The 14836-nt window shown below is 55.8% G+C and carries 12 protein-coding genes; 9 read left to right on the forward strand and 3 right to left on the reverse strand.

The window, feature by feature from the left end:
• Positions 1-72: 72 nt before the first annotated feature.
• From AC0V6Q_RS03165 to AC0V6Q_RS03200, 8 genes are all read left to right on the forward strand, one after another.
• The gene (locus AC0V6Q_RS03165) at positions 73-783 is read left to right on the forward strand and encodes an energy transducer TonB (RefSeq protein WP_486166974.1); all 711 of its coding nucleotides are present in this window, start codon (positions 73-75) and stop codon (positions 781-783) included.
• Between the two features lie 82 nt (positions 784-865).
• On the forward strand, positions 866-1171 hold the full coding sequence (locus AC0V6Q_RS03170; protein ID WP_486166975.1) for a hypothetical protein: 306 nt from the start codon (positions 866-868) through the stop codon (positions 1169-1171).
• Between the two features lie 140 nt (positions 1172-1311).
• A complete protein-coding gene (gene secA / locus AC0V6Q_RS03175) occupies positions 1312-4083 on the forward strand; it encodes a preprotein translocase subunit SecA (protein WP_486166976.1) in 2772 nt (923 codons plus the stop codon).
• 13 nt (positions 4084-4096) lie between these two features.
• Positions 4097-4846 carry a sulfite exporter TauE/SafE family protein gene (locus AC0V6Q_RS03180; RefSeq protein WP_486166977.1) on the forward strand — a complete coding sequence of 250 codons (750 nt, stop codon included), beginning with the start codon at positions 4097-4099 and terminating at the stop codon, positions 4844-4846.
• 74 nt (positions 4847-4920) lie between these two features.
• Entirely contained in the window at positions 4921-5940 is a 1020-nt protein-coding gene (locus AC0V6Q_RS03185; protein WP_486166978.1) for a HupA family protein, read from the forward strand.
• A 90-nt stretch (positions 5941-6030) separates the two neighbouring features.
• The gene (locus tag AC0V6Q_RS03190) at positions 6031-8496 is read left to right on the forward strand and encodes a zinc-dependent metalloprotease (RefSeq protein WP_486166979.1); all 2466 of its coding nucleotides are present in this window, start codon (positions 6031-6033) and stop codon (positions 8494-8496) included.
• 311 nt (positions 8497-8807) lie between these two features.
• Positions 8808-9341, forward strand: coding sequence for a hypothetical protein (locus AC0V6Q_RS03195; RefSeq protein WP_486166980.1), 534 nt, complete (start codon positions 8808-8810; stop codon positions 9339-9341).
• Between the two features lie 184 nt (positions 9342-9525).
• Positions 9526-10584 (forward strand): hypothetical protein, encoded by a 1059-nt coding sequence (locus tag AC0V6Q_RS03200; protein WP_486166981.1) that lies wholly within the window; start codon positions 9526-9528, stop codon positions 10582-10584.
• Here the strand turns inward: AC0V6Q_RS03200 and AC0V6Q_RS03205 are convergent.
• Positions 10581-11015, reverse strand: a complete 435-nt coding sequence (locus tag AC0V6Q_RS03205) for a response regulator (RefSeq protein WP_486166982.1) — start codon at positions 11013-11015, stop codon at positions 10581-10583. The two genes, AC0V6Q_RS03200 and AC0V6Q_RS03205, sit on opposite strands and share 4 nt — an antisense overlap.
• 360 nt (positions 11016-11375) lie before the next feature.
• On the opposite strand from AC0V6Q_RS03205, the gene AC0V6Q_RS03210 reads away from it, so the two are divergent.
• Entirely contained in the window at positions 11376-11786 is a 411-nt protein-coding gene (locus AC0V6Q_RS03210; protein ID WP_486166983.1) for a hypothetical protein, read from the forward strand.
• 46 nt (positions 11787-11832) lie between these two features.
• Here AC0V6Q_RS03210 and AC0V6Q_RS03215 read toward each other — a convergent pair whose 3' ends face one another.
• Both AC0V6Q_RS03215 and AC0V6Q_RS03220 read right to left on the reverse strand, forming a co-directional pair.
• Complete coding sequence (locus AC0V6Q_RS03215; RefSeq protein WP_486166984.1) at positions 11833-12243, reverse strand: hypothetical protein; 411 nt, start codon at positions 12241-12243, stop codon at positions 11833-11835.
• 50 nt (positions 12244-12293) lie between these two features.
• Positions 12294-14807 (reverse strand): HWE histidine kinase domain-containing protein, encoded by a 2514-nt coding sequence (locus tag AC0V6Q_RS03220; protein WP_486166985.1) that lies wholly within the window; start codon positions 14805-14807, stop codon positions 12294-12296.
• Between the last annotated feature and the right edge of the window lie 29 nt (positions 14808-14836).

Genomic DNA, 14836 nt, shown 5'->3' on the forward strand with positions numbered 1-14836 from the left:
CCGCAACGGGGCACGCGATCAATTGTTGGCTCAGGATTTTGCAGGTGTGCGCAATTGTGCAATCTTAGCGCCATGAGAAAACTTCTAGCTATCACGACCCTGCTCGCCTCGTTCGCAGCATCACCCGGTCTTGCACAAGAGACGCAAGCCGCAAAGCCACGCCCCATAGCGCCCGCTCCTCCGGCGATTGATGCGCAGGATACGAAAGCCGAGTCGGAGAGGCGCCGCCGCGAATTGGAAAGATCGTCCTTCGTGGAGGTGAAAAATTATGAAGCGCTCACGCCAAAACAATCTGATTACCCGCCTGAAGCGTGGGTTGCCGGGCAGGAAGGTAATGTTGGATACCTTTTGTATGTTGGACCAGATGGCAAGCCTCAGGCCTGCGAGGTGATCGAAACTTCTGGTTTTGAACTCCTCGACGAGGCCACGTGCATGCTGCTCATGGAAAGGGGTGAGTTTGACCCGGAAATCAACGGCCTCGGAGAGCCGGTAATCGCTGAGTTTCCCGGTCAATATCGCTGGGAAAGAAAAGAACCCGAATTTGCCGGTTCGATGATCGTCCACGTCGCCTTTACCATCGATGAAAAAGGTCAAACTATCGATTGCGAAACTATTGAAATAGGCGGCATGATCTCTGAGCGCATGCGCCGTCGGATTGAACGTGAGCCGTGTCCTGGTATGAACAGGACAGACGTTGCGCCATATCGCGATGATGATGGGGTGCCTGTAGCGAAAAGGGTGAATCTGCTCCTTCAGGTTCAGGTTGAAGATACTGATAACTAGGTCGCGTGCTCACCAAATATTCACCATAAATGCGCAAAGGGTTGTGTAACCGCTGTTATGGCGGTGGACGAACCTAACTGAAATGCTTATCTGCAAACCCAATATGGTCAAACGCCATCTCTTAACGCTCTTTGTGCTGCTTAGCGGTCTTGCCGCTTTGCAGGCGCCTGCGCATGGCAGCGCGGCTGAGACGTTTGCGGCACATTCGCGTGCGATCGCAGGCGGGTTTGAGGCGTCGGATGCTGCTCACGCGCGCTGTGCCTTCGTCGGAGAAGCACAGGCCGAGGCGACGGGTCGTTCAGGTGAAACAGCGGTTTCGCATGATGCGATGCCATTGCATGTGCTTGCCGCGCCATATGTTTTCGGGGTCGAGCGCGCGCTGGAATAGCGCCTCCCAATTCCCGATACTGTTCGCATGCGCGGCGATTCTCGCGCGGCATTTTTATCGAAATTTCTGTTTTGCTCTGGGCGGTCCGCATGTGATCGCCGGTTATGCAATTCACTATAGTTACAAGGCTTTGTCTGCCCATGTTTAACAAAATCGTGAAATCGGTCTTTGGCTCGTCGAACGACCGCTACGTCAAACAAATCCGCAAAGTGGTCGACAAGATCAACGCGCTCGAACCTATGATCGAAGGCCTCTCGGATGAGGCGTTGAAAGCGCAAACCGCGAAGTTCCGCGATCAGCTAGACAGCGGTACGAGCCTCGACGATCTGCTTCCCGAAGCATTTGCCACAGTGCGCGAGGCGTCGAAACGCGTGTTTGGAATGCGTCACTTTGATGTGCAGATGATCGGCGGCATTGTGCTCCAACGCGGTGAGATCGCCGAGATGCGCACCGGCGAGGGTAAGACCCTTATGGCGACGCTTGCGGTCTATCTGAACGCGCTTGACGGCAAGGGTGTCCACGTTGTGACCGTCAACGACTACCTCGCCCGCCGCGATGCGGAATGGATGGGTCAGCTCTACAACTGGCTTGGCCTGAGTGTCGGGGTGATCGTCCCCAACATGATGGAAGCCGACAAGCGCGACGCGTATAACGCTGACATCACTTACGGCACGAACAACGAGTTCGGCTTTGACTATCTTCGCGACAATATGAAGCACCAGCGTTCGCAAATGGTGCAACGCCCGTTCAACTACGCGATTGTGGATGAGGTGGATTCGATCCTGATCGATGAGGCGCGTACGCCGCTGATCATCTCAGGCCCGACCGAGGACAAGTCCGATCTGTACGTAAAACTCGACGAGGTCGCGAAAGAGATCCCCGAAGATTGGTACGACAAGGACGAGAAGACCAAGAACATTCAGCTGAATGAAGATGGTCTTGATAAGGTCGAAGCGCTCTTGATGGAGAAGGGGCTGCTGGAGACAGACAATCTTTATGATGTCGAGAACACGCAGGTTGTGCACCACCTCGACCAGGCCTTGAAAGCGGTCCACATGTTCAAACGCGATGATCATTACATCGTGAAGGACGACAAGGTCGTGATCATTGATGAATTCACCGGCCGGATGATGGAAGGGCGGCGTTGGTCCAACGGTCTGCACCAGGCGGTGGAAGCCAAGGAAGGCGTCAAGATCGAGCCAGAGAACCAGACCATGGCCTCGATCACTTTCCAGAATTATTTCCGCATGTATCCAAAGCTTGCCGGTATGACCGGTACGGCGGCGACCGAAGCGGCGGAATTCTGGGACATTTACAAGGTCAATGTGGTTGAAATCCCGACCAACCTTCCTGTTGCCCGCATCGACGAGGAAGACGAATTCTACAAGAACACGATGGACAAGTTCCAGGCAATTGCGAAAGCGATCAAGGAAAAGAACGAAATCGGTCAGCCTATCCTTGTGGGTACGGTTTCAATCGAGAAGTCCGAATTGCTTTCACAATTCCTCGATAAAGAGGGCGTGGAGCACGCGGTTCTGAACGCCCGCCAGCACGAGCGCGAGGCGCATATCGTGGCGCAGGCCGGCCGCATCGGTGCGGTGACCATTGCCACCAATATGGCCGGACGCGGCACCGATATTCAGCTTGGCGGTAACGTCCAATTCCGCATCGATGACGAGCTTGCCGACATGGAAGATGGCCCCGAGAAACAGGCCGCCATTGACCGGATCAAGGCAGAGGTCGCGGAAGAGCGGCAGAAGGTGCTCGACGCGGGCGGTCTGTTTGTTCTGGGAACAGAACGCCACGAAAGCCGCCGGATCGACAACCAGCTTCGCGGTCGTTCAGGCCGTCAGGGTGACCCGGGTCTTTCGCGCTTTTACCTGTGCCTTGAAGACGACCTTTTGCGCATCTTTGGCCCGGACACCCTGTTTGCCAAGATGATGAACTCCAACCTTGAGGACGGCGAGGCGATTGGTTCCAAGTGGCTGTCCAAAGCCATTGAAACCGCTCAGAAAAAGGTTGAAGGCCGCAATTACGATCAACGTAAGAACGTGGTTCAATACGACGATGTGATGAATGACCAACGCAAGGTCATTTACGAGCAGCGTGCCGAAATCCAGGATGCGGAAACAGTCGATGATGTTGTCATGGATATGCGCCACGACAGCCTTTCCGCGATCATCTATTCCAACTGCCCCGTGGGCTCTTACCCGGAGCAATGGAATGTGCAGGGTCTCAAAGACAAGATCGAGGAAGTCTTCGGGCTTACCCCGCCAATCGACGCATGGCTCGAAGAAGACGAGGTTGAGCAAGAGATCATCGAAGAGCGCATCAAGGCCGAAGCCGATGCACTTATGGAAGCCAAGATCGCCAAGAATGATCCGGCAATCTGGCGCATGGTCGAAAAGCAGATCCTGCTCGAGCGTCTAGACTTCCACTGGAAAGAACACCTCGCGACGCTTGATGCGTTGCGTCAGGTGATCTGGATGCGTTCTGTTGCGCAAAAGAACCCGATCAACGAGTACAAGCAAGAGGCGTTCGGCCTGTTCGAAAGCATGCTTGAAACCCTGCGCGAAGACGTGACCAAGCTGCTGCTGAAATCCGAACTGCGCATGGCCGAGCCTGAGCCTCAGGCGCTGCCGGATCTGCCCGATTTTCTCACCAGCCATATCGACCCGCTGACCGGGCTCGATAATTCAAACGATGGTGACGGATCGGAACTGCGCGGTGACATGATCGGTTCGCTCGCGCCTTCGACAACTCCGGAAGCTGGCACGGGCGGGGCGATCACTGAAAACCCCTATGCCCACCTCAGCCTTAGCCGCAATGCGGTGTGCCCTTGCGGGTCGGGCAAGAAGTACAAGCACTGCCATGGTGCAGCAGGCGTCCCACCGGTCGCAGCACCTGTCTAAGGCAGCTTAGATCATGCCGCTGATCCTGCTTCTGGTGGCGGGATTTTTCCTGACCGCGCTGCTTTATGCCAGCGTGGGGTTTGGCGGCGGATCGACCTATGCAGCGCTTCTGGCGCTTGCTGGTACAGATCACCGCGTGCTGCCGTTGATCGCATTGGCGTGCAACATCGTGGTGGTCGCAGGTGCGAGTGTGCGGTTTGCGAGGGCGGGGCTTACGCCGTGGAAGCCTGCACTTATGCTGACCGTTCTAGCCGCTCCGGCCTCGTTTGCAGGCGGGCTTGTGCCGATCGAGCGCGAGGCGTTCTTGCTGCTGCTTGGTGCAAGTCTTGTCCTCACAGCCGTGACGATGTTGATCCCCGTCAGGGAAGAGAACGAAGAGCGCAGCCAGAGCCGTTGGGCCAAAGCCATGCCCTTCGTGGCTGCTCCCATAGGCTTTCTCGCAGGGTTAGTGGGCATTGGCGGAGGGATATTCCTAGCCCCGCTGCTTCACCTGACGCGGTGGAAGGGAGCGCGCGAAATTGCCGCGACAGCGAGCCTTTTCATTCTCGTGAACTCGGCCTTTGGCCTTGCGGGGCAGCTTCTCAAAAACGGTCCGGCCATGTTCGCAGGAGCGATGGTCGAGGCTCTGCCTTTGTTGCTTGCCGTCGTCGTTGGCGGGCAAATCGGAAGCCTGATGGCGGTGCGCTTGCTTCCCGGACAGTGGATCCGCTGGCTGACGGCGGCGCTGGTTCTGTTTGTAGGTTTGAGGCTTTTATTTGTGTGAAGCTTGCGACTCTCCAAGAATGCTCGCATCATGCCAGAGCGGGGGCGCAGACATCAGCTTTTTGGGAAATCCACATGAAGCTTCAAACAGGTATAGCGCTCGGCGCTGCATCGTTCTTGGTGACGGCGTGTGGAGGCGGAGGGTCTAGCTCGCCGACACCAACGGCCACGTCAACTCCGACACCGCCGCCGGTCTCAACCCCCACGCCAATTCCGGTCCGCACATCCACAGCGGACTATCTTGCGGCCTTCGATGCGGGAGAGGATCGCAGCTTTGGGGGCTTTCGCCTTTCTGTCACCAATGTGGAAACGGGCAATACCCTTGCAAATGGCAACCCAGAGCTGGAATCCGTCGTCGATCTGGAAGAAGACGGCGGCCCGAGAAGCTCTGACGGTATCGGCTTTTCAGGCAGCTTTTCTTATGAAACGAGCTTGGGGGAAGGGAAATATTTTGACCGCGCCAACAATTCCTTACGGTTTGAGGCAGGGGCCACCAATCTCGAAACCCAGCCAAGCTTCCTTCGTTGGTCTTTACCCGCAGGCGGCTTCCTGCCGAAACCGAGTTCTTTAACCTGGAGCATGGCCAACGCCTTTGGAGGGCAACAGCCCGAATTCTATTCGGTCGTCATGCTCGATTGGCCAGATACGAACGAAGTGCGGCGCACGTGGATGTTCTTTGGGGGATCGCCAACCGAAGGCGATGATTTGCCGCCAAGCGGACAGGAAGAACAAACCGCACGTATCATGATGGAATCGGACGAACCGGGCGATGGAAGTTACCTTCTGTTCGCCGAGGGCCCTCTCACAATTGATTATTCCGCAGGCAAGATCACTGGCAGATTTACAATGCAGCCGGGCGCAAACTCGTTAGCCACCGCAACCGTTGTCGATATCGATGCTGACTTCAATCTGGAGTTCGTCTCAAACTCAACGCCGGTGGGCCAGATATTGGGCGATGTGAACAGCACATCGGGTCAGGGCCGGATCGGCGGGGCGTTCTTTGGTCCATACGGGAGCGAAATCGCCATGTCCTTCGCTTTTGAAACAAGCGATGGACAGTCCTTCTACGGCGACCTTGAAGCCCGACGGCAATAGCCAGAATTATTCCTGCTTGAGATTTGTCCCGTCTTACCCGACGATGCGCAAAACCATTGCTTGCGCAAGACGGGTACATAAGGGGCAAATATGACCAGACCATTGTATTGGCGTCTCGGGGCGCTTTCGCTTTTGCTCGCGGCCCCGATTGCACCTTTGCATGCCGATGGTGATGTTCGAAACGTAAGCGCGCCAGCAAGTGAAACGGCGTTCATTCCGGTTCAGGCAGATGATCAGAAGGGACGCATCCTCCTGACATTGCCGCGCCCGGATGAGGACGGCGTGGCGATGCGCCTTATCTACAGCACGGCTTTACGCACCGGCCTTGGCTCTGCGCCGCTCACGCTTGATCGCGGGCGTACCGGCAACACGCAATTGCTCGCCTTTCGCCAGATTGGCGGCAAAGTCGCCGTGGAGTTTGAAAACCCGCGTTTTCGTGCAAGCCAGGGTGATGCAGCGCAGCAAGATGCTGTGGCGAGCGATTTTGGTACCTCGCTTGTCTGGATGACCGACATCGTCGAGACGCGCGGCGATGGGAGCCTTGTGATCGACATCGCCTCGTTCCTGAAACGCGATGCCTTGGGGATCACCGGATCGCTTAATCAAAGCAGTGCCTCCTTCGGTCTTGATGCCGCCAGCAGCATTGCGGGCAAGGACTTCAAACTCGATGACAAGCTGAGCCTTGCGGACCCTGCATCGGTGCGCGTGTTCCCGGACAATCTTGAGATTGATGCGGTGCAGACCTTCGTCTCTAAAACACCGGGCGCAGAAGTTTCGAATATTGTGCCTGAACCCGATACGGTGACGTTCCGCGTCCACCACAGCTTTATCCGTCTGCCTGAACCCGGCTTTGTCCCCTTGCGGTTTGACCCGCGCATTGGCGGCTTTTCAACGCAGGTGGTGGACTATTCCGCATCGCTGGCAGAGCCCGTGGTCTATGACCTTGCCAACCGTTTCCGATTGGAAAAGGTTGACCCGGATGCCGCACGTTCGCGCGTGAAGAAGCCGATCGTCTTCTATCTTGATCGCAATACGCCCGAACCCATCCGCTCCGCAGTCCTCGAAGGCGCAGGATGGTGGCGCGATGCGTTCGATGCGGCAGGTTTCATCCATGCCTACCGGGTAGAGATGCTCCCCGAAGGCGCAGACCCGCTCGATGTGCGATACAATATGATCAACTGGGTGGATCGGGCAACGCGCGGTTGGGCCTATGGGCAACAGATCGCTGACCCGCGCACCGGAGAGATTATCAAGGGTATGGTCGTCCTTGGCTCCCTTCGCGCAAGGCAGGATATCCAGATTTTCCAAGGGCTGGTCGGCGCCGGTCAAATGGGCACGGGCGGTCCGAATGATCCGGTCGAAGTGGCGCTTGATCGCCTGCGTCAATTGGGCGCGCATGAGGTTGGGCACACGCTGGGCTTTGCGCACAATTTCGCCGCCAGCACGCAGGACCGCGCGTCCGTGATGGATTACCCCCCACCGCGCATTGGCCTTGTCGAGGGTCGCCCGGACCTGTCCGACGCTTATGCCAAAGGGATCGGGTCATGGGACGTTGCCACATTACGGTATCTTTATGGCGGCGCAGACGCAGCAGAAGTCGCCGAGACCGTTCGCCGCTTCCGCTATGTCAAAGACGACAACGCCCGCGCTGCTGATACAGCCTATCCGTGGGGCGGGCTTTGGGACGACGGCGCAGACCCGGTTGATGAGCTCAATCGCCTGATGCAGGTGCGCAAGGCTGCCATTGACGGTTTTGGCCTCGACGCACTCAGCCCCGGAGAGCCTGTCGCCAATCTTCGACGACGCTTTGTCCCCATCTGGCTTTTGCACCGCTATCAGGTGATCGCCGCTGCCAAGCAGGTTGGCGGTCTGCAATTTGAATACGCAATCAACGGGGGAGGGCGCGAGGAGGCTGTGCCTGTCTCGCCCGAGCGTCAGCGCGCCGCCTTGAACGCGATCATTGCGACAATCAGCCCCGATGCCATGCGCGTGCCATCCGACCTCCTGCCGCTGCTTTCAGCCGCGCAAAACGGGACAAGCGACCGGCAATACAATGTGGAAGTTTTCAGGACCGCTGGTGGCCCTGTCTTCGATCCCTTGGTCGCAGCAGATGTTTCAACACAGCTTAGCGTTCAAACCCTGCTTTTCCCGCACCGACTCGCGCGTCTGGTTCTTCAGCAGCAAAACGACCCATCGGCGCTGGGTCTTGATGAGACACTCGACACTTTGGTGAGCACGGTGCTGGCGCAAACGCAGGACGATCTGGGCCGCCGTATCGCGTTTCGCACCTTTGTGACCATGGCGCACATCGCACAGCGGCCCGACACAACCCCCGAAGTGAGCGCTGCGCTTGATCAAAAGCTTACAGAAGTGGGCGAGACGCTTTCCAGGCAAAAAGGCGATTGGGCACAAAGCCTCTCGCGCAAACTGCTCGACACCGAAGCCCGTATGCAACTCGCAAAAACCGCACGCCGCGGTGTCCGCGTGCCACCGGGATCGCCCATCGGTGAGGAAAACTGGATGGACCTCTCAACGCTGCTGGGCGTTGATGAGTGATCGATTGAGCGGAAAGATGATGGCTTCTTGAGTTGGATTCGAAAGGCGCTTTCAGCTGCGTTCGCCAGTGAACAAAAATCACCCTATAAATCAGTGTCCTAAGTCTTTTGTCCATTCAATGACGTTCATGACTTTTCATCCTAAGCCGGTCTAAAGTGCGGGAAAGGGTGTGGGAAAGCTATGGGTAAATTGACAGTTTCTGAGGTGCGCAGCGCGAAGCCAAGGATAGGGCCAAAAGGCCAGCCGGTCCGCACAACTTTTCAAGACGGAGATGAATTGATCCTAAGCTGCACACCCACGGGAGCGAAGTCTTGGATTTTGAGGGTGCAGGGCGGATGGCATTTGCGGCAGAGGACAATAGGCTCGCCGCTGCCCCATTGATGCTAAAACGATCGCTTACATTGGCAGAGGCGCGAGAAAAGGCGGCCGCGCTTCGCAAGCTTGCAAAAACGGGTGCTGACCCGGTTCGAGAGAGAGATAGGGAGTGGAAGCGCGTTCCGACTTTCGCAGAGGCAGCAAAAGAGGCGCACGCAGAACTCGCAAAAGGATGGAGCACGAAAACGGGAAAGGACTTTCTTGCCGCCCTTGCACCGATCCGGACAGATAAGCCCGTTATGGCGCGCAAGGTTCGCAGTCGCATTGGCCAAGTGCTGGCCTATTCCAAAGCGCAAGGCTGGCGTTCTGAGGCGTTGCCGGACATGCGAGAATTGCGCTCTGGCCTTTCCAAGCAAAAGAGGGGCGGCCACTTTCCTGCTATGCCTTTGGCCGAGTTACCGGCGTTTTCGCGAATGAGTGTGCGAAGGATGGTGCTGCAAGTCGTTCGGCAGTCTTGTTTGCCATTTTGACTGCCGCGCGATCTGATGGAGGCATGGGGTCGCTATGTCGCACCCTCGCTCTCGGGCGTCGGGGATAACGTGACCGCCATTGCCAAAATGGAAAATCAGACGAACAACCCCATGCAACCGGAAAAACTAGCAAAAGCGCCGCGTTGCTTAGTCAACACGCTGCCAGTAAGTAGTGGTACTGGCTATGCTTCGGCTGTTTAAGCAGCATACTCCGGCGATGCAAAAATCAACGACAGCCCGGCGTGACGACAGTTTTCAGAGTGTCAAGGAAGGCAGGATTTCGGCGACGCAAATGCTGCAAACCTCATGTCATGCGCTGTGTAAAAGCGAAGCGGGTGACGACAGGGCTGGTCGTCAGAAGCACTATCGTCTCCCAATGGCTGGCAGCAACCAAGCACACATCGCACTTATTGCGTACGATCCGGACAAAGAGGAAATCCTCTACGCGAGCGAAAGCTGTTCGAGAATCCTGGACATACCCCATAGCGCATTCTTGTGTACGCGGCTGAAATCGCACTTCGGCACCTCATTTGTGCACGGGCTTCGCAATCTTGCCGGGATGCCGCACTTTTCGGGTTCACCGCTCATTTTGGGTGAATTCGAGGTCGAAGGAAGGGCGCTCAATGCCACGGCTTTCAGAAGCGGTGATGTGTGTGTCATTGAGCTCGAGCATTCTCCCATGGCCAATGCAAAGCTATCTGAAGGTCAGGCTCTCGACGCTATCATCTTTCTGACCAGAGCAATCGAAAAGTGCGACAACGCGCCGCAGCTGCTTCAAGATGTCGGTGGTTTTCTGCGGTACTTTTCTGGTTTTGACAGGGTTACCATTTGCAAGGCGCTTTCCGAAAACAGTCTGTTGATTTCATCGGAGTTCAAGGGCGCTTTGCTACCCCCAATGCTTGGCAAATCTATTCCGCTGCCCGTTCTGGAGGCCAGTCCATTCGTTTATGATATCGAGCAGGGCAATTCGTCCATCTATGCGGCGCGTGAGGATGCGCCGTCTCTGGACTTGTCTTATGCCGCATCGCGCGCAATCGGAGAGACGGACCTGAAGGTTGCCGAGAATTTCGAGGCGAGAGCTACCATGCTGATGCCGATCAAAATCAATGACAAACCTTGGGGAGTGCTAGGATTTCATTCCAAAGAGCCGAAAATGACATCACCCCGGCTCAGGCAAGTGCTGGCTTGCATGATGCCTGTGTTCTCGCTCAAACTCGGGGCTCTTCTGGACAAGCCGGATTAGAATGCAAAGGCCAGCTGTGAGCGGTCCGTGATGAAGCCGCGAATACCTGCCTCGTCAATGCAATCCGCGAGTTGCTGGCCTGTCACTGGTTTCTGCATTCTCACTGGCATCAAAAACTCCGGGACGCGTCCGAACACCCCTCGCTCTGCATCGTCATGTGCCACCGCTCCGGAAACCCCCACAATGAACGGCATTTTCTGGCGCGTCTTTCTCAAAAAACCAAACAGCTCCGAGCAAAACATCAGACCACCTGACCCTTCGTGGTGCGGGCAGCTCTCCTTGAAGAACGCATCAAGAATGATCGCGTCCGGCCAATTTTCAGCGCAACTTTTGAGCGCGCTCAGTGCATCAATGCGATGGATTACCTCGTAGCCGCGATTTTCGAGCTGCTGGCTCCAAGAACATGCAAGAGCGACATTGTCTTCGACCACTAGAACGCGGCCAACCATCTGGTCTTGGAACATAAAAACCTCATCAAATTCTTAGATGACCGCTCAGGCCACAGCCTGAGACTGGCTCACCATTGGTCAAACCGTGGGTAGGCCCCGCAGGACTTACCCTCAGTTTTCCTTGTCGATTTCAGATAGAAGAAGAGCAGGCGAGCGGGAATCCGTAAGGCCCGCAAAAGGCGTAAGTACTGAAACTGAACCCGTCTGACTAAGGGCCTTTCCTGACTTCCCCTTCACTCTCTCACTTGGCAGTTTTGTGGCCAAGTCTCCGAAAGAGCACGATACGAACGGAGCTCGGGAAGTTGATCGTGGAGTGAGGGAATGACACTCAGGAAGCCGAAGGTGTATATCGTCGATGACGATGCAGTTTTGTCTTACCAATGGAGCGGTGGGCTGAAAGCTTGCGGATATGATGTTGCCCATTTCACGACAGTCGAAGCTGCGCTTCATGGCTGCATTCGCGATTGGCCGGATGTCATCATCATTGATGCATTTTTCACCACACCTGAAGGCGAGATTGCGCGAAATGGAGGAACGAGCTTGTGTGCCGATCTTGTTTGCCTAGCCAGGGAAACAGACCGGGTACTACCAAAGATTGTAGGTGTGAGCGGCGTGCGAGTCTCTGAATACCTGCCCAATCATGTCTTCGATGCTGTGCCCGAGGCAGTGATGCCCATCAGGCTCCAAAAACCTTTCGCATCTCGTACTTTGGTCAATGAGGTCGGCCGTTTGCTTGGCCAGAGGGTCGCTTAACAGCCTGTTCACGAAACGCTTTCGATTGATTGAAGCTTGATGCTGGCTACTTTAGCCCATTTTCAAAAGCCTCGATCAACCGATCTGATGAGAAGGGCTTCTCGAGCCTCACCGGCATCAGATTTTTTGACACTAATCCAAAGACATCGACGGGGAAATGCTTGCTTGGACGTGAGCCAGTAACCCCGATGATAAGGGGCGGCTCGAGCTGGTTATCATACGCGTAAATGGAAAGCTTTGTGCAAAACAGTATCCCGCCGCTTCCGGTTGGCCTGCCGTCTTTATCGCGAAAGAATGCGTCCAACACGACACCATCGGGCCACCGTTGCTCGCATGCCAAAATTCCATTCTCGACATTGGTACAGATACCAACCTCGAACCCACGCGCCTCAAGCGCCAGTTGCCATTGCCGCGCGAGCACCTGGTCATCGTCGATCAATAGTATGTATTTGGCCATGTCTGATGCCATGTCTGATGCCATGTCTGATCCCATTCAGCATGCCTTCCCTATTCCTTTAGGGCTTCGCGCACCGCCTTAACAGTAAGAGGTTTCTTGAGCAGTGTGACGCCGGAAAATTTCGCCGGCAAATTCGAGGAACTGCCATAGCCGGTAACAAAGGCGAATGGTACAGCCCGGTCAGTCAATGCATCGGCGATCGCAAAGCTCATTTCGTCGCGCAGGTTGATATCGAGTAGAGCAAATTCAGGAACCTCTTGTTCTATCACACTGATGGCTGCGCGAACGGAAGATGCTGAATCCACCTCCTGGAAACCCTCGCGCTTTAGAATCTTTGAATGCTCCATGGCTAGAAGGTAACTGTCCTCCACGACCAGCGCGCGGCCGCGATGATGAGACTTTGTCCGGGGAGTGGATTGGGTTTCAAAATCAGGGGAGATGCCATTAATGCCGGTCGATTTCAAAAACGGGTGAGCGGGTAAGTTATAGACCGCTTCAAATCCCGTTTCGGCAAAGCTCAGGTCCGCTGTTCCGTTAAACTCGTATGGGATAGCCTCGCGCAGCAGTTCCATGCCAAAGCCCTCCCGATCTGGTTCGGCGACCGCGGGCCCACCGTGCTCTTTCCATTGGAAAATGAAAGAAGGCCCGGCAACCATCCAGCTGATCGATATCCGCCCTTCCGGCACGGACATGGCTCCGTGTTTGGCTGCATTGGATGCCAGTTCATGAACCAGAAGGGTCGCCATCGGAACCGCTTCGGTTGCAAGGACGACATCGGGGCCTGAAATCGCTTCACTTATCTGACCCCCGGAAAGAAACGGCTCCAACTCCATCGCTACAAGAGCGCGCAGCGATACACCTTCCATGTCCGACCGCGTCAGCATGTCATGCGACGCGGCGAGCGAGAAAAGTCTTTGCTCTAGGCTTGCGGCATAGTCGTTGGGCGATGCTGCTGAATCGCGGGCGTGACTGGAAAGCGATTTGACGAGTGCAAGGATATTTTTGACCCGGTGGTTGAGCTCGTCGGCAAGGATGCGAAGATTGTCTTTCTGCTGCAAAATCCGCCCGGCCGCGCTCTGGCTTGCGGCGCATTCGTGTTGCATCTGCAAGGCAAGCTGAATGTTCTCGCTTGTCCATTCATCGCACTTTTCGCCATTGTCTTCGATGTATTTGGCAAAGCTCTTGCGCGGGGATAGCCGCGGCTTGCCCTCGTTCTCCTGGATGTCTTTCGAGGGATGGCCCGCCCAGGTGACCTGTGATTTGACGGTCTTGCGGAAGAACACAATGCGTGTGTCAGGTTCTTTGACCAATGGCACCTCAAGATAGCCTGCAAGATCAACATCCCCTATTGTGCCGAGCACATCGGACGCATCATTCGACCCCGTGATCTCAGCGACATCCGAAGCGATTGCAAAGGAGTTGGCCTGTGATGGCTTGAACGTTTGAGGAGCGATTCCCCTGGTCACCCAGCTTGTCCCGACCGCTACGCCAAGCCCTTCGAAATCCATCAGGCCTTTTGTCGCCGCCTCGACGTCCGAGGCAAATTGATCGGCTGTCTTGAGGCGCGTTTGCAGGCTGATGAAGCTATCGCGTATCTCTCCGATAGCGGCCTGATGATCTGCAGTGTTTTGCTGTAAGAGTTTGGTGATGCTGAAAGACACGATGTGGCCGATCACTTCGCCGGCATCGAGTAAGTCCATTCTAGCTGTTCGCGGCTTCTCGTGATGGCAGGTTATCAGACCCCAGAGTTTCCCATCGACAACGACCGGGATCGTCATCGTTGCCGCAATGCCCATGTTGGCAAGGTATTCGAGGTGAACCGGTGATGTGCCGCGCAAGACTGCAATCGAGAGATCAAAATCCTCGTGGTTCAGTCCCTGAGAATAGAGCAATGGGACCCCGTCACCATGCACATCGCAAATGGTACGGATTGGCGTTGATGCGTAAAGGTGCCGGGCCTGTTTGGGGATATCCCATGCCGGGTATCGAAGGCCCAGAAACGGCTCCATATGTCCAGAGCAGCATTCCGCAACCACCTCGCCGGCCCCATCGGGCAAAAAGCGATAAAACATTGTGCGGTCATATTCGGCAATCGCGTGCACATTGACGGTCGCCAGTTCAAAAATGTCCTGGAGCGATGCCAGGTTCTTCATGCCACTAGTCAAAGCTGCGATACGGTCTTGTAGTGCACGCGACGCAGCGGTTGATGGAACAATCTCCAGGTAATCAAATCGCGGCCCGGCATGCACAAAGATGTCGAGCATCGGGGTGTCGCCCACTCCGTCAATCGTCCCGACATATTCGCGGCGTGACGCAATCGTTGAATAAGCAAGCTTGTTGGATAAGGCATGCAAAATGACTTGATCAAACAGCGCTTCAAGCAACTCGTCCGATAGTTCTTCAGCCGGCTTGCCCAACAATTCTCCCGAGTTCGCGGAGATCGCCTTGATCGCGTAGCTCTCCCGCTCGAATGCGATCAGGCATCCGAAGGGTTGAATTGATCCGGGAATATGGATCTGTTCTTTGTCACAGCTCTCTAAGGCGCGTTCATCGACAGTCTTCATCACTCATCCATCTATGCAGGATTGGCACT

This window comes from Erythrobacter sp. S227, from assembly GCF_057364925.1.

Bases quoted from the DNA above. Each gene is read 5' to 3' on its own strand.
- AC0V6Q_RS03165 (WP_486166974.1), top strand. From the start codon at position 73: ATGAGAAAACTTCTAGCTATCACGACCCTGCTCGCCTCGTTCGCAGCA.
- AC0V6Q_RS03170 (WP_486166975.1), top strand. From the start codon at position 866: ATGCTTATCTGCAAACCCAATATGGTCAAACGCCATCTCTTAACGCTC.
- secA (WP_486166976.1), top strand. From the start codon at position 1,312: ATGTTTAACAAAATCGTGAAATCGGTCTTTGGCTCGTCGAACGACCGC.
- AC0V6Q_RS03180 (WP_486166977.1), top strand. From the start codon at position 4,097: ATGCCGCTGATCCTGCTTCTGGTGGCGGGATTTTTCCTGACCGCGCTG.
- AC0V6Q_RS03185 (WP_486166978.1), top strand. From the start codon at position 4,921: ATGAAGCTTCAAACAGGTATAGCGCTCGGCGCTGCATCGTTCTTGGTG.
- AC0V6Q_RS03190 (WP_486166979.1), top strand. From the start codon at position 6,031: ATGACCAGACCATTGTATTGGCGTCTCGGGGCGCTTTCGCTTTTGCTC.
- AC0V6Q_RS03200 (WP_486166981.1), top strand. From the start codon at position 9,526: ATGCTTCGGCTGTTTAAGCAGCATACTCCGGCGATGCAAAAATCAACG.
- AC0V6Q_RS03215 (WP_486166984.1), bottom strand. From the start codon at position 12,243: ATGGCCAAATACATACTATTGATCGACGATGACCAGGTGCTCGCGCGG.
- AC0V6Q_RS03220 (WP_486166985.1), bottom strand. From the start codon at position 14,807: ATGAAGACTGTCGATGAACGCGCCTTAGAGAGCTGTGACAAAGAACAG.